The organism is Mycolicibacter algericus DSM 45454 (assembly GCF_002086455.1).
Lineage (GTDB): Bacteria > Actinomycetota > Actinomycetes > Mycobacteriales > Mycobacteriaceae > Mycobacterium > Mycobacterium algericum.
The window spans coordinates 19,385-41,291 of record NZ_MVHC01000032.1 but is presented as its reverse complement, the minus strand read 5'-3'; the positions used below and the strand labels follow the sequence as shown (position 1 = coordinate 41,291).

Genomic DNA, 21,907 nt, shown 5'->3' with positions numbered 1-21,907 from the left:
CGTAACCCAGGTGATGGGTCAACTCCGAATTCAGGGCACGCTCGAGCACGGCCTTGGTCAGCTCGTTGAGCAAACCGTCCGCGCCGTCGATCGGGGTCCCCGATTTCACTGCATCGGCGATCAGCGAATCCAGTGTGTCGGCGCTGAACGCCTCCGCCAACCGTCGGGCCGCCGTCTTGTCCTGAGCCGGCGCCTTCGTGGACTTGGTCACAAAACACTCCTTCTGTCCGCCCCAACGGCGGTCCGATGATGGACCACCTCGGACTTACACAGATGGAATGACACGCCCCAGCCAGGCGATGCAGAGCAACACCAGCTGCCGTAGCTCGCCGGCGGGTGCCGGGCGGATCCCGGCCCGCACGGCCACCACAGCGGAGGCGATCAGCAACCAGGCCGAGATCGCGAACGGCACGCTGTTGTCGAAGAACTGCTGCTGCGCGATCTCGATCACGGTGTGCGCGTTCACCGGCCGGAGCCAGGCGACCTGCCAGATCTGCTGCCGGCTGAACCACAGGAACGGGGCCAGCACGGTCAGCGCGATTCCGGCGGCGCCCGCAAAGCGCCGCTGCACCGAGCGGTCGCACCCGCACGCCCGCAGTCCTACCGCATGCACCGCCACCATGAGCACGGTGAAGGTGTTCAGCAGCGTTGAGGCCACCACCGCCGCGCCGTACCCCAGCCACAGCGCCCGGGTGTTCCGGCGCGCCGCGCTCACCCACAGCACCGTCAGCCAGACCGCGGACGCCGCCGCGAACGCATAGGGGCGCGCTTCCACTCCCGCCCACGTCACCCGTGGCAGCACCGCATACAGCACGCCGGCGCAGACCGACACGCGCCGGCCGGCGAACCGGCGGCACAACACCACCACCCCGGCGGCGCCGGCGCCGACCGCCAGACAGCTCGGCGCCCGCGCCCAGAATTCCGTCGCGGGGAAGACGGCGAACCAGCCGTGCATGAACAGGTAGTACAGGCCGTGCACCGCGTCGATGTGGGTCAGCAACTGCCACAGTTCCGGCAGCGATCGATGCGTCGACGCCGAGATCGTGGCCGACTCGTCGAACCACAGTGACGGTCGGCTCGCGCCGATGCCGCTGATCAGCGTCGCCACCACTGCGATCAGGACCGCGTCCGGGGGCCGACGCCGCCGGTGGGGCGAACCCGCCGCGGTGCTCACCGGTGCCCGGTCCAGTACCAGGCTCAACGGCGTCTGCTATCGCGAGCGGTGACGGTTATGACAGTCCACGCTACCGCCCGGCGCGCCGTGTCAGCCACGTCACGACGGCGGTGAGATGCGGTTTTCGTGCCGGTCAACGGCGATGTGTGTGCAGCGCCGCAGGCGACATGTGACGCCAATCGCCCCCATCGGGGCCTCCGACGCGTTAATGTCGCCATGGCTTACTAGCGAGCATTGCAACTTTTCACCGGGAGGGTTACGGATGAGCGGCTACAAGACGGTGGTGGTCGGCACGGACGGCTCGGATTCTTCGTTGCGTGCCGTCGACCGTGCTGGTCACCTGGCGTCGGGTGAGGGTGCGAAGGTCGTCATCGCCACCGCCTACCTGCCGCACGCCGACGACCCGCGGGCCGTCGACGCTCTGAAAGACGAGAGCTACAAGGCCTCCGGCAGTGCCCCGATCTACGCCATCCTCAAGGAAGCCAAGGAGCGGGCCATTGCCGCCGGGGCCTACGAGGTGGAGGAGCGCGCGATCGTCGGCGCCCCGGTGGACGCGCTGGTGGAGTTGGCCGAGTCGGTCAACGCCGACCTGCTGGTGGTCGGCAACGTGGGGCTGAGCACGATTGCCGGGCGGCTGCTCGGGTCGGTGCCGGCCAACGTGTCGCGGCGCGCCAAGGTCGACGTGCTGATCGTGCACACCACCGGCTGACCGGGCCGGCATCTGTCGTCAGGGCATCGCTTCGGCCCAGGCCAGATGCCCTTGGAAGCCAAGCGTTTCGGCCATGTCGCGGTAGCGGTCGCGGAAGTCGGCGTGCTGCGCGGTGTCGTCGCGTGCCCTGGCCAGCAGGGCCCGCAGTCGTAACAGCCAGATATCCCGGATCGCCAGGTTCTCCTCGGCGGGCGCGGTCGCCGGCCGGCGCGATCAGCGAACCGCAGCCGTCGCAGAACCGCGCGCCCTCCCGCGGTTCGGTGCCGCACGTTGCGCACGCCGGTAGCGCCGTCACCAACCCCGTTCGCGCCACTCCGCCAGATGCGGTCGCTCGGTCCCGAGGGTGGTGTCGTCGCCGTGTCCGGGGTAGACGACGGTGTCGTCGCCGAACCGGTCGAACACCTTGGCGCTCACGTCGCCGAGCAGCCGCTCGAAATCGCCGGGCTGCCAGGTCTTGCCGACGCCGCCCGGGAACAGGCAGTCGCCGGTGAACAGCTGGGTGATTCCTCCGGTGGCCGCGCCGTCCAGGGCCAGTGCCACCGAGCCCTCGGTGTGGCCCTGCAGGTGGATCACGTCGAAGGTCAGGTCACCCACCTTCACGGTGTCGCCATCGGCCAGCAGCCGGTCGGGGGTCACCGGAAGCGGCTCGGCGTCCAGCGCGTGCGCCGCCGTCGGCGCCCCGGTCGCGGCGACGAGCTCGGCCAGTGCCTGCCAATGATCGAAGTGCTGGTGACTGGTGACGATCAGCGCTACCTCCGGCGCGTGGTCGCGCACCAGTGCCCGCAGCGTCTCGGCGTCGTTGGCCGCGTCGATCAACAGCGTCTTGCCGGTGTTGGTGCACGTCACCAGGTAGGCGTTGTTATCCATGGGACCCACCGAGGTCTTGATGATCGTGGCCCCGGGCAGGGTGCGGCGGGCGGCGGTGCCGGGCTCGACATGGCCGGTGTAGGTGTCGTCAACCGAGGTCTTCGGGGTCATATCCGCCACCGTACTGGCCGTGAGCTGCGTGTCGGTAGCGCCACCTAGCATGGACGGGTGGCTGACCGGCTGATCGTCAAGGGTGCGCGTGAACACAACCTGCGCAGTGTCGACCTGGACCTGCCGCGGGACGCGTTGATCGTCTTCACCGGGCTGTCCGGCTCCGGCAAGTCCTCGCTGGCCTTCGACACGATTTTCGCCGAAGGCCAGCGCCGTTACGTCGAGTCGCTGTCGGCGTATGCCCGCCAGTTCCTGGGTCAGATGGACAAACCGGATGTCGACTTCATCGAGGGCCTGTCGCCGGCGGTGTCCATCGACCAGAAGTCCACCAACCGCAACCCGCGGTCGACGGTCGGCACCATCACCGAGGTCTACGACTACCTGCGGCTGCTGTACGCCCGCGCCGGCACCCCGCACTGCCCGGTCTGCGGTGAGCGCATCGCCCGCCAGACCCCGCAGCAGATCGTCGATCAGGTGCTGGCCATGGATGAGGGGCTGCGCTTTCAGGTGTTGGCGCCGGTGGTGCGCACCCGCAAGGGGGAGTTCGCCGACCTGTTCGAGAAGCTCAACACCCAGGGCTACAGCCGGGTCCGGGTCGACGGCGTGGTGCACCCGCTCACCGACCCGCCCAAGCTCAAGAAGCAGGAGAAACACGACGTCGACGTCGTGGTGGACCGGTTGACGGTCAAGGAGACGGCCAAGCAGCGGCTCACCGATTCGATCGAGACGGCGCTGGGGTTGGCCGACGGCATCGTGGTGCTCGAGTTCGTCGACCGCGATGACGACCACCCCCACCGCGAGCAGCGATTCTCCGAGAAGCTGGCCTGCCCCAACGGTCACCCGCTGGCGGTCGACGACCTGGAGCCGCGGTCGTTCTCGTTCAACTCGCCTTACGGGGCGTGCCCCGAATGCGCCGGGCTGGGCATCCGCAAGGAGGTCGACGCCGACTTGGTGGTGCCCGACCCGGACCGCACCCTGGCCGAGGGGGCGGTGGCGCCGTGGTCGATGGGCCCCACCAGCGAGTACTTCACCAGGATGATGGCCAGTCTCGGTGACGCCATGGGTTTCGACGTCGACACCCCGTGGCGCAAGCTGCCGGTCAAGGCCCGCAAGGCGATCCTGGAGGGCTCCGACGAGCAGGTCCATGTGCGTTACCGCAACCGCTACGGCCGGACCCGCTCCTACTACACCGATTTCGAAGGTGTGATGGCGTTCCTGCAGCGCAAGATGGAGCAGACCGAGTCCGAACAGATGAAGGAACGCTACGCCGGCTTCATGCGCGACGTGCCCTGCCCGGAGTGCGCCGGCACCCGCCTCAAGCCGGAGATCTTGGCGGTGACCATGACCGCCGGCGACTACGGCAGCAAATCCATTGCGCAGGTCAGTGATCTGTCGATCGCGGAATGCTCCGCCTTCCTCAACGCGCTGACGCTGGGCCCGCGGGAGCAGGCCATCGCCGGCCAGGTGCTCAAGGAGATCCAGTCGCGGCTGAGCTTTCTGCTCGACGTCGGGCTGGAGTATCTGACGCTGTCGCGGGCGGCCGGAACACTGTCCGGTGGTGAGGCGCAACGTATCCGGCTGGCCACCCAGATCGGCTCGGGTCTGGTCGGGGTGCTCTACGTGCTCGATGAGCCGTCGATCGGGCTGCATCAGCGTGACAACCGCCGGCTGATCGAAACCCTGGTGCGGCTGCGCGACCTGGGCAACACCTTGATCGTCGTCGAGCACGACCTGGACACCATCGCGCACGCCGACTGGATCGTCGACATCGGTCCGGCGGCCGGGGAGCACGGCGGGCGGATCGTGCACAGCGGGCCTTACGCCGAGTTGGTGGCCAACACCGACTCGATCACGGGCGCCTACCTGTCCGGCGCGAAAAGCATTGCGGTGCCCCAGCTTCGCCGGATGGTGGATGCCAAACGCCAGCTGGTCGTGGTCGGCGCCCGCGAACACAACCTGCGCGGCGTCGACGTGGCGTTCCCGCTCGGGGTGCTGACCGCCGTCACCGGAGTGTCCGGTTCGGGAAAGTCGACGCTGGTCAACGACATCCTGGCGTCGGTGCTGGCCAACAAGCTCAACGGCGCCCGGCTGGTGCCCGGCCGGCACACCCGCATCACCGGCCTGGACCACCTGGACAAGCTGGTGCGGGTCGACCAGTCACCGATCGGGCGCACCCCGCGGTCCAACCCGGCCACCTACACCGGGGTGTTCGACAAGATCCGCACCCTGTTCGCCGCCACCACCGAGGCCAAGGTGCGCGGCTATCAGCCGGGCCGGTTCTCGTTCAACGTCAAGGGCGGCCGGTGTGAGGCGTGCACCGGCGACGGCACCATCAAGATCGAGATGAACTTCCTGCCGGATGTCTATGTGCCCTGCGAGGTCTGCCACGGCGCCCGCTACAACCGGGAGACCCTGGAGGTGCACTACAAGGGCAAGACCATCGCTCAGGTGCTCGACATGTCCATCGAGGAGGCGGCGGAGTTCTTCGAGCCGATCACCGCCATCCACCGCTACCTGCGCACCCTGGTCGACGTCGGCCTGGGCTATGTGCGGCTGGGGCAGCCCGCGCCGACGCTGTCCGGCGGGGAGGCGCAGCGGGTGAAGCTGGCCTCGGAGCTGCAGAAGCGCTCCACCGGCCGCACCGTCTACATCCTTGACGAGCCCACCACCGGCCTGCACTTCGAGGACATCGCCAAACTGCTGGGCGTCATCAACGGGCTGGTCGACAAGGGCAACACGGTGATCGTCATCGAGCACAACCTGGACGTGATCAAGACCGCGGACTGGATCATCGACATGGGCCCCGAAGGCGGGGCCGGTGGGGGAACGGTGGTGGCCACCGGCACACCCGAGGACGTGGTGGCCGTGCCGGAAAGCTACACCGGTAAGTTCCTCGCCGAGATCCTGGACATACCGGTCAAACCCGCCAAGCCGGTGAAGCGGCGGCGCAAAGCCAGCGCTTAGCGGCGCGCTTCCTTGACCAGCGGCGACGGGAACCGCGGCGCTATCCGCGTGCCGTCCAGCCAGGCGGTGAGCTGCTTCGCCCGCCGTTCCAACACCTGACGCGCCGGCCGACCCGGGTCCTCCAGCAGCTGCAGTTGCACCTGGGCGGCGGCGTTCTGACACCAGCCGCCCACGATCCGGCCGTTCCACCACACCGTGGGTCCGGCGTTGCCGTAGTTGTCGAAGAGCTGGCCGCGGTGCTCGCCGAGGTACCAGTCGCGGTGATACCAGCCCATCGTGGTGACGTCGAGTCCGGGCAGCAGCGCACCCCACGGCTCGGGTTCGGGCTCGGGCTCCAGGTCGTCGGGCAGCGCGTACCCGGGGGTGCCGTGCAGGTCGACGTCGACGGCGCCGATGCCGCTCAACGCTTTTCGGACCGCCGTCTTGGTGGTGCCGAACCACCACTTGATGTCGTCGGCGGTGGCCGGGCCGAAGGCCCGCAGCCAAGTGGCGACCAGGCGCGCCTGCGCCTCCTCGGCGGAGATCGGTTCGCCCGGTTCGCCGAGCCAGTCGGCGGCGGCCGCCCACCGGGGCCGCGACGAGGTCCAGCTGGCGTCGTTGGGTCCGCGCACGATGTCGCCCTGGGCGCCGAGCACGGTCAAGGCGCGCGGGGCGAGGTGGGTCTGGCCGCCGTAGGCCTTGCCGGGTGCGGGGTCGTAGGTTCCGGCCAGTTCGGGTAGTGCGGCACGCAGTTCGGTGCTGCTGGCCGGGCCGTGCTCTTCGAGATGTCGCAGCACCGCCGCGCCGGCCCGGGCCAGCCAGCGTGCTCCGTCGTCGGCGACACCGGCTTTGGCCACGTCGGCGATGAGTCGGCGGCGTTCGGTGTCGGCCACCCGGTCGCCGGCGGCGGCCTGCACAGCAGGCAGCTCGGCGGGGTCGACCACCCACAGCGTGCGGCGCATCGCCAGCTGCTTGATCAGCGACCGCTTCTCATACAACGCACTGTCCAGGTCGGCGACGCTGAACGGCGATGATCGCGCCCACAGCGACAGGTACGGGGTGGCCGGATCGGTGGCGTGCAGGCCGATGAGCGTGGCCGCTATCTGCGTGATCGGCTCGGTCGCGGTCTCCGGGGCCAGGAAATGCCGGCGTGCCAAGCGGTTTCGCCGTTCGGCGATGGTGAAGGCCCGCACCTGTCAGTGTTCGTCATCGCGCATCGAGGCGCGGATCTGCTCCAACCGGTCGGCGGCGGCGCGCTGCCGGTCCTGGTACTGCTTCTCGACGGTGCGGCCCTCCGGGGTTTCCGCGTCCAGTTCCTGCGCACCGATCGAGGTCTCGAACCGGTTCTCGATCTTCTCGCGCACCGATTCGAAGGTCGGCACGCCGGTGTCGTCGTAACCGGTGTCGGGCTGCGGGTCGCCCGGATCGTCACTCATGTTCGCCACGGTACCGCCGGCGATCGAAGTAGCGGACCATCAGCGCCCAGTAGCCCATGGTCAGCGTCATCGCCGCTGCGGTGGCCGCCACCGTCGGCAGCAGTCGCCGCCGGCGGGCGCTCAGCAGCGCCCATGCGGTCGCGGCGCTACCGGCGAGGTTCACCAGCAGGGCGGCGTCTCGGGGCCGGTCGGTGACCCACTGCTCCTCACCGAGCATCGCGCGCGTCGACCAGGCCGCATGATCGGTGGGCTCGCCGAAGAGCACCGGGTTCAGTGCGAACCACACCGACACCCACGCGGCATCCCGCCAGGAGCGCCGCCACACCGGCACCAGGATCAACGGCGTCGTCGCCCAGCGACTCCAGGCGCTCCACGGGTTGGCGTGCCGGGCGAACACAGCGCGGCGGATACCGGCGAGAGTCATAACCCGCGAGGATAGGCAGTCAAGCTGGGCGCCGCCGGGGACGAAATGTCCGGGCTGGAGGAATGCCGAACTGCTGCTAGACTGTGTGCCGCGACCGTCCCGGCGTACGCCAGGACTGCAAGTGGAGTTCCCTCCCACCTCTAGCCGCGGAGCGATCCGTAGGTCTAGTGGTCCGGTCGCAGGCGGTGCGAACCGCCTGCTCTGCGCAGCGCGCGCAGGCGCCCCGATGGTAATCGGGCCGCGACCGGTCGGCATCGGGCCCTGCTTCGTGCAGGGCTTTTTTGCTGGTGGGTGGTTTCAGCGCCGCTGCGTCCGGACGAGCACTGCGGCGGCCGCGACCGGAAGACTACCCAGGGAGGTCCCATCAGCACTGAGATCCGCGTCAACGAGCGCATTCGCGTACCTGAGGTCCGTTTGATCGGCCCGGGAGGGGAGCAGGTAGGCATCGTGCGCATCGAGGATGCGCTTCGCGTCGCCGCGGATGCCGATCTCGACCTTGTCGAAGTAGCCCCGACCGCGAAACCGCCGGTCTGCAAGATCATGGACTACGGCAAGTACAAGTACGAGGCGGCCCAGAAGGAGCGCGAGTCTCGCAAGAACCAGCAGCAGACCGTCGTCAAGGAACAGAAGCTGCGCCCCAAGATCGACCCCCACGACTACGAGACGAAGAAGGGCCACGTGGTCCGCTTCCTCGAAGCCGGGGCGAAGGTCAAGGTGACGATCATGTTCCGCGGACGTGAGCAGTCCCGGCCCGAACTGGGCTACCGGCTGCTGCAGCGACTGGGCGCCGATGTCGCCGAGTACGGGTTCGTCGAGACCTCCGCCAAGCAGGACGGACGCAACATGACGATGGTGCTGGCACCGCACCGCGGCGCGAAGACCCGGGCCAAGGCCGCAGAAGATGCCGGTGCGGGCGCAAAGCCCCCCGCCTCGGCGCCGGACAACGCGGCCGAGGCGGCCGAGCCCAAACCCGAAAACTGACACCGAATACCAGAACTGAGGAAACATGCCCAAGGCGAAAACCCACAGTGGCGCTTCGAAGCGGTTCCGTCGCACCGGCACCGGCAAGATCGTGCGGCAGAAGGCCAACCGTCGCCACCTGCTCGAGCACAAGCCGAGCACCCGCACTCGCCGGCTGGCCGGGCGCACCGAGGTGGCTGCTGCCGACGCCAAGCGCGTCAACAAGATGCTGAACGGCTGACAGCCGCTCCGCGCTACGCAAATCCCTTACGTCCCAACGAGAGTAGGAACACCCCATGGCACGCGTGAAGCGGGCAGTCAACGCCCAGAAGAAGCGTCGCACCATCCTGAAGGCCTCGAAAGGCTACCGTGGCCAGCGGTCGCGGCTTTACCGCAAGGCCAAAGAGCAGCAGCTGCACTCGCTGACCTACGCCTACCGTGACCGTCGCGCCCGCAAGGGCGACTTCCGCAAGCTGTGGATCACCCGGATCAACGCGGCGGCCCGCGCCAACGGCGTCACCTACAACCGCCTGATCCAGGGTCTCAAGGCGGCCGGTGTCGAGGTGGACCGTAAGAACCTCGCCGAGATCGCCGTCAGCGACGCGGCAGCGTTCACCGCGCTGGTCGAGGTCGCCAAGGCCGCGCTGCCCGAGGATGTCAACGCGCCCTCCGGCGAGGCCGCCTGACCCTGCTGGGTCTTTCTGGGATGCTGACCGAACGCTCGGCCCGCGTGGTCGCGGCGGTCAAGCTGCACCGGCACGTCGCCAGGAAGCGTGAACAGCGCTTCCTGGCGGAGGGTCCCAATCTGGTCGAGGCTGCGATCCGTCGCGGGCTGGCCGTCGAGGTCTTCGCCACCGAATCGGCGGCGCAACGGCACGGCGAGCTGCTGGCGTCGGTCCGGGCGCCGGTGCACCAGGTCAGCGACCGGGCGGCTAAAGCCTTGTCGGACACCGTCACCCCGGCCGGATTGGTCGCCGTATGCACGGTTCCGGAACCGGACCTGGGCGGGTTGCTAGCCGACGCGCCGCACCTGGTGGCGGTCGCGGTGGGCATCGGCGAGCCGGGTAACGCCGGCACCCTGATCCGTATCGCCGACGCCACCGGGGCTTCCCTGGTGGTGTTGACCGGCAACAGCGTCGACCCCTACAACGGCAAGTGCCTGCGCGCCTCGGCGGGCAGCGTCTTCAACGTCCCGGTCGTGGTGGCCGCCGACACCGATGCGGTCCTTGCGGCGCTGCGCGAATCGGGGCTGCAGCTGCTGGCCACGGCGCTGGACGGCGACCTGAGTCTCGACGACGCCGATCCGGTGCTGACCGCGCCTACCGCGTGGCTGTTCGGCCCGGAATCCCACGGCTTGCCGGCTGCCGTCGCGGCCGCCGCGGACCATCGGGTGCACATCCCGATGTCCGGCGGCGCGGAGAGCCTGAATGTGGCTGCCGCAGCAGCGATCTGCCTGTATCAGAGCGCGCGGGCGCAGCGCGGCGCCCGGTCCTAGGCGGCCTTACGGCGTGGCGGGCGCGGCGCCAGGCCGCCGCCGGCGGCCAGTGAGAAGGTGCTGTGCACGAACGCCCCGGCCCGCTCGACCAGCTTCATGCCCCGGCTGACCCGCGGCACGTAGTGCATCCCGCTGGCGCGCCGGTCCTTGGGCGGTCCGCTGAACCAGGGCGCTTCGATGAGCGGTGCGTCGGCGGGGAGCTTGCCCTGTTCGCGCTTGTAGCCGGCCAGCGCACGCGGATGCAGCCGGATCTCCTCGGGGACCACGCTGAACGCCAGGTGGGCGGCCTTGCCCAACAGCCGGAACAGCACCTCGTCGCCTTCTGACCAGCGCAGCCCGGCCTTCTCCCGAACCACCGGTTCGAACAGCCCGGCGGCCACCCAGCGCTGGGCGGCCAGTGCCGGCTTGAACAGCTGATCCCACACGCCGGTGGGCATCATCACGAACCACGGCTTGGGGATGCGCATGTCCAGGATGCCCTGCGCGGCCGGCGTCATCTCCAGCTCTTCCTCGCAGACCCGGTCCCAGTACTCACAGAACTCGTCCCAGGACTTCGGCACCGGGCGCATGCTCATGCCGTACATCCGGTACCACTGCACGTGTTCGTCGAAGAGTTGGTGCTTCTCGGCCTCGGTCAGCCCGCCGCAGAAGTACTCGGCCAGCTTGATGATCAACATGAAGAACGTCGCATGCGCCCAATAGAAAGTCTCAGGATCCAGCGCGTGATAGCGCCGGCCCTGCGCATCGGTGCCCTTGATGTCGCGGTGGTAGTCGCGGATCGCCGCACCGGTGGCCTGGGAGCGCATGCCGTCGTAGACCACGCCCATGATCGGGTACACCGACCGCGTCACCCGCTGCAGCGGTTCACGCCACAGGCTGGAGTGCTCTTCCACGCCGGCGCCCAGGCCGGGGTACATGTTCTCGATGGTGCCGATCCACATGCCCATCACGCCGGTGCGGATATCCCCGAAGTACTTCCAGGTCAGCGATTCGGCGTTCAATGGCTCCACGGCCGCCGCGGGTTTGGGCGGGGTCGGTACGGGGGCACTCTGCTCCGCGGGCTCAGCTGCCCGCTCGGCGGACGTGGTCGGCGTAACGGTCATCACGTCTCCTGTCTGGCGAACCTGACACAACCATAATTGTGACAACACATGTTGTCTACATTATCGGGGGCGAGTCGCGACGGGATCGCCGACCGTGGCGTGTGCCACGTGTCTCTGCCGTTGCCGGTGGCCGCAACCGCCACCTACGCTGAGGCGCATGGACCTCGAGCCGGTCGGTCGGCAGGCTGACGAGCTCGAGGAGGTGGTGGAGATACCGGAGCATGCCCCGTCGAGCCGCCGCCGTTCGTTCTCCCTCGACGACGCCGCGGCCTGGTTGAACCGCACGACCAACGACGTGCGGGTGGTCGACTTGGTCCGGCGGGTGCGCCGGGCGCTACCCGGCGACCCCGAGTTCGGCGATCCGCTCTCGACCGCGGGCGACGGGGGACCGCAGGCCGCGGCCCGGGCGGCCGGTCGGCTGATGGGTGACCGCTCCGCGGCGTCGCGCGAGGTCAGTCTGGGGGCCTTGCAGATATGGCAGGCGTTGACCGAGCGGATTTCCCGCGCCCCCACCAATGCCGAGGCGACGCTGGTCTTCACCGACCTGGTCGGCTTCTCGACGTGGTCGCTGCGGTCCGGCGACGACGCCACCCTCACCCTGCTGCGGCGGGTGTCGCAGGCGGTCGAACCGCCGCTGCTGGACGCCGGCGGCCGCATCGTCAAACGGATGGGCGACGGGATCATGGCGGTGTTCCGCGAGCCGCTGATCGCGGTCGGCGCGGTGCTGGAAGCCCAGGATGCGATCGCGACGGTCGAGGTCAACGGCTTCACGCCGCGGATGCGGGCCGGTATCCACACCGGGCGGCCGCAGCGGCTGGCCGATGATTGGCTGGGCGTGGACGTCAACATCGCCGCGCGGGTGATGGAGCGGGCCGTCAAGGGCGGCATCGTGGTGTCCGGGGCGACGCTGGAGCGCATCGAGCCCGGGGACCTCGAGGAGTTGGGAGTGACGGCCAAGCGGGCCCGCCGACAGGTGCTGTCGGCCAAGACCAGCGGTGTCCCGGCCGATCTGATGATGTATCGGCTCAAGGCGGTTCGCCGCGAGCCCCCCGCTTCCGACTGAGCGTGGCGTTAACTTACTTGTGAGCCGGTCGAATTCCCGCACACGAGTGGAGGAACCCCGTTCCTTGGAATAGTCTGCGTGAACAAGTCATCTAATTGTGCAGTTCTACACAGGTCGCCTTCAGCGCAGAAGCGGGGAAATCATGTCAGGTCGGGAGCAGCGCCGCGGGAACGACCGCCGGGTTCGTCATCGGGTGGTCGGTGCCGGCAGCACGGTGGCGGCGTTCCTGGCGTTCGGTATGGCTCCGCTGGCCGCGGCCCCCACGGCGCACGCCGACCTCGACTTCGACTGGCTGACCGACCTGTTCGCGCCGGTGTCGGACTCGGCGTGGGGTTGGGACACCAACGACTGGGACACCAGCACCTGGGACATCAGCTCCTGGTTCACCTCGTCGGCGGACCCGGGCATCGCGGTCGACACCAGCGCATTCGACATGACGTCGCTGTTCAACACGTTCTTCTACCAGCCGCTGTATTCGTCGATCGACGCCTTTATCGAGAACCCGGCCAACTCCTGGCTCGTCGACATGATCAACGGCTGGGCTCCCGACGGCCAGTTCTACCTCGGGGACGGCGCTGCCGGCACCGCGGAGACCCCCGACGGCGGTGATGGCGGACTGTGGTTCGGCTCCGGCGGTGCCGGCTACGCCGGCGGGGAAGACAACGATCCTGGTGACGGCGGTGCCGCCGGGCTGTTCGGCAATGGCGGTGCCGGCGGCGCCGGCTGGGACGACCAGGTCGGCGGTACCGGTGGTGCCGGCGGCACCATCATGGGCATCGGCGGTGCCGGTGGCGCCGGCGGCATGGGCGCCAACGGCGGCAGCGGCGGCGACGCGATGGGCTGGCTGTTCGGGATCGGCGGTGTCGGGGGCGCCGGTGGTGCGGGCACGGCCGGTGCGGATGGCGCTGCCGGTGTGTGGGCTGACGGTGGTGCCGGCGGTGTCGGTGGTGCCGGCCATGCGGGCGGCACCGGTGGCGCCGGCGGTAATGCGACCAAATCAATGTTCGGCACGGGTGGCGCGGGCGGCGCCGGTGGCGCCGGTGGGGCCGGCGGCCAGGGCGGTACCGGCGCCGATGGCGACGCCGAGAACCTCGACGGTGGCGCCGGCGGCGACGGCGGTGAAGGCGGCTCGGGCGGTTCCGGCGGCACGGGCGGCAACGGCGGCATGTTTGGCACCAAGGGTGCGGCCGGCGAGGCCAGCACGGTCAACGGTGATGGCGGCAAGGGCGGCACCGGCGGTGCCGGCGTGGACGCCACCGCCGACCACGCGGCCGGCAACGGCGGTGTCGGTGGCAACGGCGGCAGCGGCGGCGACGCCGGCAACGGTGGCCAGGGCGGCACCGGCGGTGCGGGCGGTGCCGGTGAAGAGGTCGGTCCGGGCGCCACTACCTGGCATGACGCCGGCAAGGGCGGTGACGGCGGCGCCGGCGGTGACGGCGGCAAGATCGGCAACGGTGGTACGGGCGGTACCGGCGGTGCCGGTGGTGTCAGCGCTACCGCCGTCGACGAGCATGGAAACCCGCTCGTTGACGAGGACGACAATCAGCTCACGGTTGGGGGCACCGGTGGTACCGGTGGTGCCGGCGGTGACGGTGGTACCGAGGCGGGCAATGGCGGCAACGGCGGCACCGGCGGTGTCGGCGGAGCCGGGCACGACGGGCTCAAGGGCAAGGCCGGCGATGACGCTGAGGATGCAGGGGCCAACGGTGGCAATGGTGGCCAAGGTGGCAACGGCTTCGACGGTGGTCAGGGCGGCAAGGGCGGCGTAGGCGGCAAGGCGCAGACCGACACCGGCACCGACGGGGCCTACGGTGACGGTGGCGCTGGCGGCGCCGGCGGTGCGGTCGGCGCGGGCGGCGACGGTGGTAACGGCGCCAACGGCACCTGGGACGGCACCGGGAACGGAAACGGCGGCGACGGCGGGCAGGCCGGTGCCAACGGCGAGCACGCCGGCAACGGCGGCGCTGGTGGCGAGTGGGGCGGCGAGGGCGAAAACCCCGATGCCAAGGGTGCAGACGGCGCGGACGGCGCCATAGATCCCACCGAGGCCAGCAAGGGCGGTAACGGTGGTAACGGTGCTGCCGGAACCGCGGACCACCACGACGGCGGCAACGGTGGCGACGGCGGCAACGGTGCCTACGGCGGCGACGGCGGCCGCGGCGGCAACGGCGGCGACGCATTCGAAGGCAGCAACGGCAAGGGCGGCGACGGCGGCAACGGCGGCAAGGGCGCCGACGGCAACGGCCACAAGACGAGCGACGGCGGCCACGGTGGCGACGGCGGTGCCGGCGGCGCGGGCGACGGCACCGGGAACGGTGGCAAGGGCGGCGACGGCGGTGATGGCGGCAACGGCGGCCACGGCGTGGAGGGCGCAGCCGGCGACTTCGAAAACGGCACCGGTAATGGCGGCGACGGCGGCGACGGCTACAACGGCGGCAACGGCGGCGCCGGCGGTGCCGGCGGTGCATCCGAGTCCGGCGCCAATGGCGACGGCGGCAGCGGCGGTAAGGGCGGCAACGCCGGTGCCGCCGGCGACGGCGGCGACGGCGCTCAAGGCGACTGGAACGAGAAGGGCCAGTACGGCTATGGCTCCGGCGGCACGGGCGGTAACGCCGGCGACGCCGGCTCGGCGGGCAACGGCGGTGCCGGTGGCGCCGCCGGTGACGGCGCCGGGACCGCCGGCACGGCCGGAGGCGATGGCGACAACGGCTCCGACGCGACCGTTGGCGGGCGGGGTGGCCACGGTGGGGCCGGCGCGGACGGCGATGAGACGCACTGGAACGGCGGTGCCGGCGGTGACGGCGGCACGGGCGGGGTCTACGGCGACGGCGGCAACGGCGGCAACGGCGGCAATGCCTGGTATGACAAGGACACCGACGTCAGCAGGGCGACCACCGGCGGAAACGGCGGTGCCGGCGGTAACGGCGGCGCCGGCGGCACCGAGCACGGCAACGGCGGCAACGGCGGCCACGGCGGTAACGCAGCGGTGGGCAGCCAATACGGCGGCACCGGCGGAGCCGGCGGCAAGGGCGGCGCCGCCACCGCTGAGAACGGCAACGGCGGTGACGGTGGCAACGGCGGCAACGGCGCCGCCGCGAGCGGATGGCGGTCCGACGGCACCTGGGGCATCGACGGGTTCAGCGGCAAGTTCGGCTCCGGCACCATCCTGGGCGTCTCCGGCGCCGGCGGCAACGGCGGCGCGGGTGGCAGCGCCATCACCGGTAACGGCGGCAACGGCGGCACCGGTGGCGACGGTGGTGCCGCCGCCAGCGACGCCGGTACCCGGGTCATCTGGGGTGGCGCCGGTGGTAAGGGTGGCGCCGGTGGCGCCGCCACCGTCCCGGCCGATGACGGCGACGGCGATGGCAGCGGTGACGGCGGCGACGGCGACGGCGGCACCGGCGGCGAGAACGAGGGCGGTGACACCGATGCCTCGGCCATCGAATCCGGCAACGGCGGTAACGGCGGGAACGGCGGGAACGGCGGTGAAGGGACCATCACCGGCGGCAGCGGTGGCGCCGGCGGTGCCGGCGGTGCCAGCGATGACGGCGAAGGTGGCAAGGGTGGCAACGGCGGCACCGGTGCCGGGGGCACCGGCTGGAACGACGCCAACGGCAATCTGGCCGGCAAGGGTCAGATCCTCAACTTCGGCGGCAGCGGCGGCGCCGGCGGGGCCGGCGGCAACGGCGAGACCGGTGGCAACGGCGGCACCGGTGGTGACGGCGCGAAGGGCCTGACCGGCGGCAACGTGTTCAGCTCCGCCGGCGCCGGCGGCGCGGGCGGGGCCGGCGGCACCGGCACCACCGGCGACGGCGGCGACGGCGGCAAGGGCGGTGACAGCGGCAATGCGACCTGGCGTGCCCACAACGGCGGCGCCGGCGGCGCCGGCGGCAACAGCACCGAGGGCAACGGCGGTAAGGGTGGCGACGGCGGTGCCGGCGGGTCCCTGACCGGCGGCGGCACCGCTCCCACCAATGGCCAGCCGGTCACCGTCGGCGCCGGCGGCGCGGGCGGTAACGGTGGCAGCAGCACCGATGCGGACACCGAGGGCCACGGCGGCGACGGCGGCGATGGCGGTGCCGGCGGCAGCGGCGTCGGCAGCACCAAGGGTGGCATCGGTGGCACCGGCGGTACCGGCGGCAGCTCCGGCTCGGAGAAGGCCGACGCCCCCGACCAGCCGACTGCGCCGACTGGAACCGCCGGTGGCGAAGGCACCGCCGGTTCGGAGGGAGCCACACCCAAGCCCGCCGACGAGGACGACAGCTGATCCACCGGTCGAGAGCCCCGCACACCGCGTGCGGGGCTCTCGCCGTGTGGTCGATAAGATCGACGCTGGCGTCTCAGCCAAAATCACACCCAGCAAGGAGAATCGCGTCGCGTGGGCGATCAACCCGTTGACTCGACCGTCGTCGCCGACGCGACCCTGAACGCGGCCCTGCAAGCAGCGCAGCACGGCTTCACCGCCGCCGCCGACCTGGATGCGCTGGCCCACGCCAAAACCGAGCACCTCGGCGACAAGGCGCCGCTGGCACTGGCCCGCCAGGCGCTGGCCAAACTAGACAAGGCCGACCGGGCCGACGCCGGCAAGCGCGTCAACGCCGCCCGCACCCAAGCCCAACAGGCCTACGACGAGCGGCTCGAGCAACTGCGCGCCGAACGCGACGCCGCCGTGCTGGCCGCCGAGAGCATCGACGTCACGCTGCCCTCGGCACGTCGTCCCGTCGGGGCCCGCCACCCCATCACCCAACTGGCCGAACACGTCGCCGACACCTTCGTCGCGATGGGCTGGGAGGTGGTCGAAGGCCCCGAGGTCGAAGCCGAGCACTTCAATTTCGACGCGCTGAACTTCCCCGTCGACCACCCGGCGCGCAGCGACCAGGACACCTTTCACATCGCCCCGGCCGGCTCACGCCAGCTGCTGCGCACCCACACCTCCCCGGTGCAGATCCGCGCCCTGCTGGCCCGCGACCTGCCCGTCTACGTCGTCTCGATCGGCCGCACCTTCCGCACCGACGAACTCGACGCCACCCACACCCCGGTGTTCCACCAGGTCGAGGGGCTGGCGGTGGACCGCGGGCTGACCATGGCACACCTGCGCGGCACCCTGGACGCGTTCGCGCAATCGGAGTTCGGGCCGGCGACGCGCACCCGGTTCCGGCCGCACTTCTTCCCCTTCACCGAGCCCTCCGCCGAGGTCGACATCTGGTTCGAGGGCAAAAAGGGCGGCCCCGGCTGGGTGGAATGGGGCGGCTGCGGCATGGTGCACCCCAACGTGCTGCGCGGCGTGGGTATCGACCCCGACGAGTACTCCGGCTTCGCATTCGGCATGGGTCTGGAGCGAACCCTGCAGTTCCGCAACGGCATTCCCGACATGCGCGACATGGTCGAGGGCGATGTCCGGTTCTCGCTGCCGTTCGGAGTGGGTGCCTGATGCGCATTCCCTACAGCTGGCTGCGTGAGGCCCTGACCGCAGGCGCGCCCGACTTGGACATCTCCGCACACGACATGGAGCAGGCGCTGCTGCGCGTCGGCCACGAGGTCGAGGACGTGCACACCCTGGGCCCGGTCACCGGGCCGTTCAAGGTCGGCAGGGTCGTCGAGATCGAGGAACTCACCGAGTTCAAGAAGCCGATCCGGGCTTGCCGCGTCGACGTCGGCGAAGAACAGCCCCGCGAGATCGTCTGTGGCGCCACCAATTTCGTGGTCGGTGACCTGGTGGTGGTGGCGTTGCCCGGTGCGGTGCTGCCCGGTGACTTCGCGATCGCCACCCGTAAGACCTACGGCCGCACCAGCGATGGGATGATCTGCTCGGCGTCCGAAATCCGGCTGAGCACCGACCATTCGGGCATCCTGGTACTACCGTCCGGCACCGCCGATCCCGGTGCCGACGCCGCCGAGGTCCTCGGCCTCGACGACGTGGTCTACGAGCTGGCCATCACCCCCGACCGCGGCTACTGCATGTCGGTGCGGGGCCTGGCACGGGATCTGGCGTGCGCGCTGGACCTGAACTTCGCCGATCCGGCCGCGGTACCGCCGCTGCCCGCCGACGGCGAGGCCTGGCCGCTGACCGTGCAACCCGACACCGGCGTGCGCCGCTTCGCGCTACGCGGCGTCACCGGCATCGACCCGGCGGCGGTGTCGCCGTGGTGGCTGCAGCGCCGACTGCTGCTCTGCGGTATCCGGGCGATCTCGCCGGCCGTCGACGCCACCAACTACGTGATGGTCGAACTCGGCCACCCGATGCACGCCCACGACCGGTCTCGCATCACCGGCGGATTCGGCGTGCGCTTCGCGGCGCCCGGCGAGACCGTCACCACCCTCGATGACATCGAACGCAAGCTGGACCCGGCCGATGTGCTGATCGTCGACGACGTCGCGACCGCCGCGATCGGCGGCGTGATGGGCTCGGGCAGCACCGAGATGCGCGACGACTCGACCGACGTGCTGTTGGAGGCCGCGATCTGGGATCCCGCAGCGGTGTCGCGGACCGCGCGGCGGCTGCACCTGCCCAGCGAGGCCGCCCGCCGCTACGAGCGCGCCGTGGACCCGGCCATCTCGGTGGCCGTGCTGGACCGGTGTGCGACGCTGCTCGCCGAGATCGCCGGGGGAGCCGTCGAACCCACACTGACCGACTGGCGCGGGGACCCGCCCGTCGAGAACTGGAACCCGGCACCCATCGAGATCGCCGCCGACCTGCCGGACCGCACCGCCGGGGTGAGCTACCCCGAGGGCACCACCGCCCGGCGGCTGACCCAGGTCGGCTGCGCCGTGGCGGCTCACGGCGTGACACTGACCGTCACCCCGCCGAGCTGGCGGCCGGACCTGCGCCAGCCCGCCGACCTGGTCGAGGAGGTGCTGCGGCTCGAAGGCCTGGAGTCCATCCCGTCGGTGCTGCCCGCGGCGCCGGCCGGGCGAGGCCTGACCGACACCCAGCGGCGCCGGCGCGCGATCGGCAAGTCGCTGGCGCTGGCCAGCTACGTCGAGGTGCTCACCAGCCCGTTTTTGCCCGCCGGGGTGTTCGACGCCTGGGGCCTGGCCGACGACGACCCGCGCCGCGCCACCGTCGCCGTGCTCAACCCGCTGGAGGCCGACCGGCCGCAGCTGGCCAGCACACTGCTGCCCGGCTTATTGGAAGCGTTGGGGCGCAACGTGTCCCGCGGCATCAACGATGTCGCGCTGTTCACCATCGCCCAGGTGGTGCAGTCGGTCGGGTCAGCCGAATTCCCGGCTGTCACGCCCGCACAACGGCCCACCGACGCGCAGATCGCCGGCATCGACGCGGCTCTGCCCCGCCAGCCGCAGCACATCGCGGTGGCGCTGACCGGCTTGGCCGAGCCCCGCGGGCCGTGGGGGCCGGGCCGGCCCGTCGAGGCCGCCGACGCCATCGAGGCGGCCCGGGTGATCGCCCGCGCCGGCGGTGTGGAGCTCACGTTGCGCTCGGCGGCACAGCTGCCGTGGCATCCGGGCCGCTGCGCCGAGGTGCTGGTCGGCGAAACCGTGATCGGCTACGCCGGGCAGCTGCACCCGGCCGTCGTCGAACGCTCCGGGCTGCCCAAGGGCAGCTGCGCGGTCGAGTTGAACCTGGACGCCATGCCCATCGCGTCGTCGCTGCCCGCGCCGCGGGTGTCGCCGTTCCCGGCGGTGTTCCAGGACGTCGCGCTGGTGGTCGATGAGAAGGTGACCGCCCAATCGGTGGCCGATGCGGTGCGCGCCGGCGCCGGCGCGCTGCTGGAAGACATCGCCCTGTTCGACGTCTACACCGGTCCGCAGGTCGCCGACGGCCGCAAGTCACTGGCGTTCGCGCTGCGCTTCCGCGCGGCCGATCGCACCCTGACCGAGGACGAGGCCAGCGCCGCCCGCGACGCCGCGGTGGCCTGCGCCGCCGAGCGCGTCGGCGCCACCCTGCGCTAGGCCCTTGCTCATTTTGCGCGAGCGGGCGTGTTTGCACACGACACGCCGCGGTCAGGCGTACAACTATGCACTCTCGCGGCCTATCGCGAGCCCCGGGTACTCCGGCATGCTGAGAAGCGCCACGCGTCACCGAGCGGGAACCTCGATGGGAGTTCAACGCTATGAACGAACCCGAAACCTTTGACGTCGTCGTACTCGGAGCCGGACCGGTCGGTGAGAACGTCGCCGACCGCGCCCGGGCCGCCGGGCTGACGGTGGCGATCGTGGAGCGCGAACTCGCCGGCGGCGAATGCTCCTATTGGGCCTGCGTGCCCAGCAAGGCGCTGCTGCGGCCGGTGCTCGCGCTGGCCGACGCCCGCCGCGTGGCCGGCGCGCGCGAAGCCGTCAGCTCCCCGATCGACGCCGCCGGAGTGTTCGGCCGCCGCAACGACTTCGTGGGCGACTGGGACGACACCGGCCAGGTGGACTGGATCAACGGCATCGGCGCGACGCTGGTGCGCGGGCACGGACGTCTCGACGGGCCGCGGCGGGCGGTGGTCACCACGCCCGGCGGCGACACCGTGGAGCTGGCCGCCCGCCATGCGGTGGTGATCTGCACCGGAACCCGCGCGGCACTCCCGGAACTGCCCGGTATCGCCGAGGCCCGGCCGTGGACCAATCGCGAAGCCACCGAAGCCATGTCGGTTCCCGGCCGGATCGCGGTCGTCGGCGCCGGCGGTGTGGGCGTCGAAATGGCCACCGCCTGGCAGTGTTTGGGCTCGGCCGTGACGATGCTGGTGCGCGGATCGGGGTTATTGGCGCGGATGGAGCCGTTCGTCGGCGAGTACGTCGCGCGCGGGTTGGCCGAGGCGGGAGTCGATGTGCGCACGGGTGTTTCGGTGGCCCGGCTCGGGCGCGACGGTGATGGGCCGGTGCGTTTGGAGTTGACCGACGGCGGCGAACTCGAAGTCGACGAGGTGCTGTTCGCGACGGGCCGCAGCCCGGCTACCGGCGACATCGGCCTGGACACCGTCGGCCTGAATCCCGGGGACTGGCTGCAGGTCGATGACACCTGCCGGGTGCAGGCCGTCGACGACGGGTGGCTGTACGCGTGCGGCGACGTCAATCACCGGGCGCTGCTGACCCACGAGGGCAAATACCAGGCACGCATTACAGGCGACGCCATCGGCGCGCGAGCCACCGGCGCCCCGCTGGACACCGCGGACTGGGGCGCCCATGCCGCCACCGCTGACCACCACGCGGTGCCGCAGGTGTTCTTCACCGACCCGGAGGCTGCCGCCGTGGGGCTCACCGCCGAGCAGGCGCAACAGGCCGGGCAGCGGGTGCAGGTGGTGGATGTGGAGATCGGCGAGGCGGTGACCGGGGCCAAACTGCACGCCGACGGCTACCGTGGGCGCGCCCGCATGGTGGTCGACGCCGAGCATGAGTACCTGCTCGGTGCCACGTTCGTCGGCCCCGGTGTCGCCGACCTGCTGCACTCGGCCACCATCGCCGTCGCCGGGCGGGTGCCGGTGAGTCGGCTCTGGCACGCCGTGCCGTGTTTTCCGACGATCAGCGAGGTCTGGCTGCGGCTGCTGGAGGCCTACCGCGATTCCGCATCGGTCCAAGCGCCGAGCTGAGTGTCGGTCTGAGCCTCAGATACCGTCGGCGGGCGTGCGCAAAAACGGTTCTGGCCACGGCGTGTCGGCCGGGGACCCGCACGCTGGCCGGA

General features: G+C 70.8%; 17 protein-coding genes and 1 pseudogene. 11 read left to right on the top strand and 7 right to left on the bottom strand.

Annotated elements, in window-relative coordinates; translation table 11 throughout:
* Both BST10_RS19435 and BST10_RS19430 read right to left on the bottom strand, forming a co-directional pair.
* Positions 1 to 160, bottom strand: a pseudogene (locus tag BST10_RS19435) (IS256 family transposase); the annotation flags it as partial.
* Positions 161 to 265: 105 nt separating this feature from the next.
* A complete protein-coding gene (locus BST10_RS19430) occupies positions 266 to 1,201 on the bottom strand; it encodes a glycosyltransferase family 39 protein (protein ID WP_235673587.1) in 936 nt (311 codons plus the stop codon).
* Positions 1,202 to 1,436: 235 nt separating this feature from the next.
* Here BST10_RS19430 and BST10_RS19425 point away from each other — a divergent pair, with 235 nt between their 5' ends.
* Positions 1,437 to 1,883, top strand: a complete 447-nt coding sequence (locus BST10_RS19425; protein ID WP_013828748.1) for a universal stress protein — start codon at positions 1,437 to 1,439, stop codon at positions 1,881 to 1,883.
* A gap of 291 nt (positions 1,884 to 2,174) precedes the next feature.
* Here the strand turns inward: BST10_RS19425 and BST10_RS19420 are convergent, their stop codons facing one another.
* Positions 2,175 to 2,861, bottom strand: a complete 687-nt coding sequence (locus BST10_RS19420) for an MBL fold metallo-hydrolase (protein WP_083040037.1) — start codon at positions 2,859 to 2,861, stop codon at positions 2,175 to 2,177.
* A gap of 57 nt (positions 2,862 to 2,918) precedes the next feature.
* Between BST10_RS19420 and uvrA the strand changes: the two genes are divergently transcribed.
* On the top strand, positions 2,919 to 5,825 hold the full coding sequence (gene uvrA / locus BST10_RS19415; RefSeq protein ID WP_083040036.1) for an excinuclease ABC subunit UvrA: 2,907 nt from the start codon (positions 2,919 to 2,921) through the stop codon (positions 5,823 to 5,825).
* Here uvrA and BST10_RS19410 read toward each other — a convergent pair.
* From BST10_RS19410 to BST10_RS19400, 3 genes are read right to left on the bottom strand one after another with little or no spacing between them, the layout of a single operon-like run.
* Positions 5,822 to 6,997 carry a winged helix DNA-binding domain-containing protein gene (locus BST10_RS19410; RefSeq protein ID WP_083040035.1) on the bottom strand — a complete coding sequence of 392 codons (1,176 nt, stop codon included), beginning with the start codon at positions 6,995 to 6,997 and terminating at the stop codon, positions 5,822 to 5,824. The genes uvrA and BST10_RS19410 overlap by 4 nt on opposite strands.
* A 3-nt stretch (positions 6,998 to 7,000) precedes the next feature.
* Positions 7,001 to 7,240 carry a hypothetical protein gene (locus BST10_RS19405; protein ID WP_083040034.1) on the bottom strand — a complete coding sequence of 80 codons (240 nt, stop codon included), beginning with the start codon at positions 7,238 to 7,240 and terminating at the stop codon, positions 7,001 to 7,003.
* Positions 7,233 to 7,664 (bottom strand): DUF6653 family protein, encoded by a 432-nt coding sequence (locus BST10_RS19400; protein WP_275987402.1) that lies wholly within the window; start codon positions 7,662 to 7,664, stop codon positions 7,233 to 7,235. The genes BST10_RS19405 and BST10_RS19400 overlap by 8 nt, the downstream gene beginning before the upstream one ends.
* Before the next feature lie 363 nt (positions 7,665 to 8,027).
* Between BST10_RS19400 and infC the strand changes: the two genes are divergently transcribed.
* From infC to BST10_RS19380, 4 genes are read left to right on the top strand one after another with little or no spacing between them, the layout of a single operon-like run.
* Positions 8,028 to 8,645 carry a translation initiation factor IF-3 gene (infC, locus tag BST10_RS19395; RefSeq protein ID WP_193466264.1) on the top strand — a complete coding sequence of 206 codons (618 nt, stop codon included), beginning with the start codon at positions 8,028 to 8,030 and terminating at the stop codon, positions 8,643 to 8,645.
* A 25-nt stretch (positions 8,646 to 8,670) separates the two neighbouring features.
* A complete protein-coding gene (gene rpmI / locus BST10_RS19390; RefSeq protein WP_013828757.1) occupies positions 8,671 to 8,865 on the top strand; it encodes a 50S ribosomal protein L35 in 195 nt (64 codons plus the stop codon).
* A 55-nt stretch (positions 8,866 to 8,920) separates the two neighbouring features.
* Positions 8,921 to 9,310, top strand: coding sequence for a 50S ribosomal protein L20 (gene rplT, locus BST10_RS19385; protein WP_013828758.1), 390 nt, complete (start codon positions 8,921 to 8,923; stop codon positions 9,308 to 9,310).
* 20 nt (positions 9,311 to 9,330) lie between these two features.
* A complete protein-coding gene (locus BST10_RS19380; protein WP_013828759.1) occupies positions 9,331 to 10,119 on the top strand; it encodes a TrmH family RNA methyltransferase in 789 nt (262 codons plus the stop codon).
* On the opposite strand, the gene BST10_RS19375 is transcribed toward BST10_RS19380, so the two are convergent.
* Positions 10,116 to 11,222 carry an oxygenase MpaB family protein gene (locus BST10_RS19375; RefSeq protein ID WP_235673588.1) on the bottom strand — a complete coding sequence of 369 codons (1,107 nt, stop codon included), beginning with the start codon at positions 11,220 to 11,222 and terminating at the stop codon, positions 10,116 to 10,118. The two genes, BST10_RS19380 and BST10_RS19375, sit on opposite strands and share 4 nt — an antisense overlap.
* A 157-nt stretch (positions 11,223 to 11,379) precedes the next feature.
* On the opposite strand from BST10_RS19375, the gene BST10_RS19370 reads away from it, so the two are divergent.
* The 5 genes from BST10_RS19370 to BST10_RS19350 all read left to right on the top strand — a co-directional run bounded on the left by BST10_RS19370 (position 11,380) and on the right by BST10_RS19350 (position 21,815).
* Positions 11,380 to 12,285, top strand: a complete 906-nt coding sequence (locus tag BST10_RS19370) for an adenylate/guanylate cyclase domain-containing protein (RefSeq protein WP_013828761.1) — start codon at positions 11,380 to 11,382, stop codon at positions 12,283 to 12,285.
* 142 nt (positions 12,286 to 12,427) lie between these two features.
* Positions 12,428 to 16,552, top strand: coding sequence for a PE family protein (locus BST10_RS24225; RefSeq protein ID WP_163762319.1), 4,125 nt, complete (start codon positions 12,428 to 12,430; stop codon positions 16,550 to 16,552).
* Between the two features lie 111 nt (positions 16,553 to 16,663).
* Positions 16,664 to 17,716, top strand: coding sequence for a phenylalanine--tRNA ligase subunit alpha (gene pheS, locus BST10_RS19360; protein WP_083040032.1), 1,053 nt, complete (start codon positions 16,664 to 16,666; stop codon positions 17,714 to 17,716).
* A complete protein-coding gene (pheT, locus tag BST10_RS19355; protein ID WP_083040031.1) occupies positions 17,716 to 20,196 on the top strand; it encodes a phenylalanine--tRNA ligase subunit beta in 2,481 nt (826 codons plus the stop codon). The genes pheS and pheT overlap by 1 nt, the downstream gene beginning before the upstream one ends.
* A gap of 161 nt (positions 20,197 to 20,357) precedes the next feature.
* Positions 20,358 to 21,815: a dihydrolipoyl dehydrogenase family protein gene (locus BST10_RS19350; protein ID WP_083040030.1), complete on the top strand. Its 1,458-nt coding sequence runs from the start codon at positions 20,358 to 20,360 to the stop codon at positions 21,813 to 21,815.
* Positions 21,816 to 21,907 lie beyond the last annotated feature (92 nt).

Coding starts and splice junctions, on each gene's coding strand:
- BST10_RS19425 (WP_013828748.1), top strand. CDS start 1,437: ATGAGCGGCTACAAGACGGTGGTGGTCGGCACGGACGGCTCGGATTCT.
- BST10_RS19420 (WP_083040037.1), bottom strand. CDS start 2,861: ATGACCCCGAAGACCTCGGTTGACGACACCTACACCGGCCATGTCGAG.
- BST10_RS19405 (WP_083040034.1), bottom strand. CDS start 7,240: ATGAGTGACGATCCGGGCGACCCGCAGCCCGACACCGGTTACGACGAC.
- BST10_RS19400 (WP_275987402.1), bottom strand. CDS start 7,664: ATGACTCTCGCCGGTATCCGCCGCGCTGTGTTCGCCCGGCACGCCAAC.
- rpmI (WP_013828757.1), top strand. CDS start 8,671: ATGCCCAAGGCGAAAACCCACAGTGGCGCTTCGAAGCGGTTCCGTCGC.
- rplT (WP_013828758.1), top strand. CDS start 8,921: ATGGCACGCGTGAAGCGGGCAGTCAACGCCCAGAAGAAGCGTCGCACC.
- BST10_RS19380 (WP_013828759.1), top strand. CDS start 9,331: ATGCTGACCGAACGCTCGGCCCGCGTGGTCGCGGCGGTCAAGCTGCAC.
- BST10_RS19375 (WP_235673588.1), bottom strand. CDS start 11,222: ATGACCGTTACGCCGACCACGTCCGCCGAGCGGGCAGCTGAGCCCGCG.
- BST10_RS19370 (WP_013828761.1), top strand. CDS start 11,380: ATGGACCTCGAGCCGGTCGGTCGGCAGGCTGACGAGCTCGAGGAGGTG.
- BST10_RS24225 (WP_163762319.1), top strand. CDS start 12,428: ATGTCAGGTCGGGAGCAGCGCCGCGGGAACGACCGCCGGGTTCGTCAT.
- pheT (WP_083040031.1), top strand. CDS start 17,716: ATGCGCATTCCCTACAGCTGGCTGCGTGAGGCCCTGACCGCAGGCGCG.
- BST10_RS19350 (WP_083040030.1), top strand. CDS start 20,358: ATGAACGAACCCGAAACCTTTGACGTCGTCGTACTCGGAGCCGGACCG.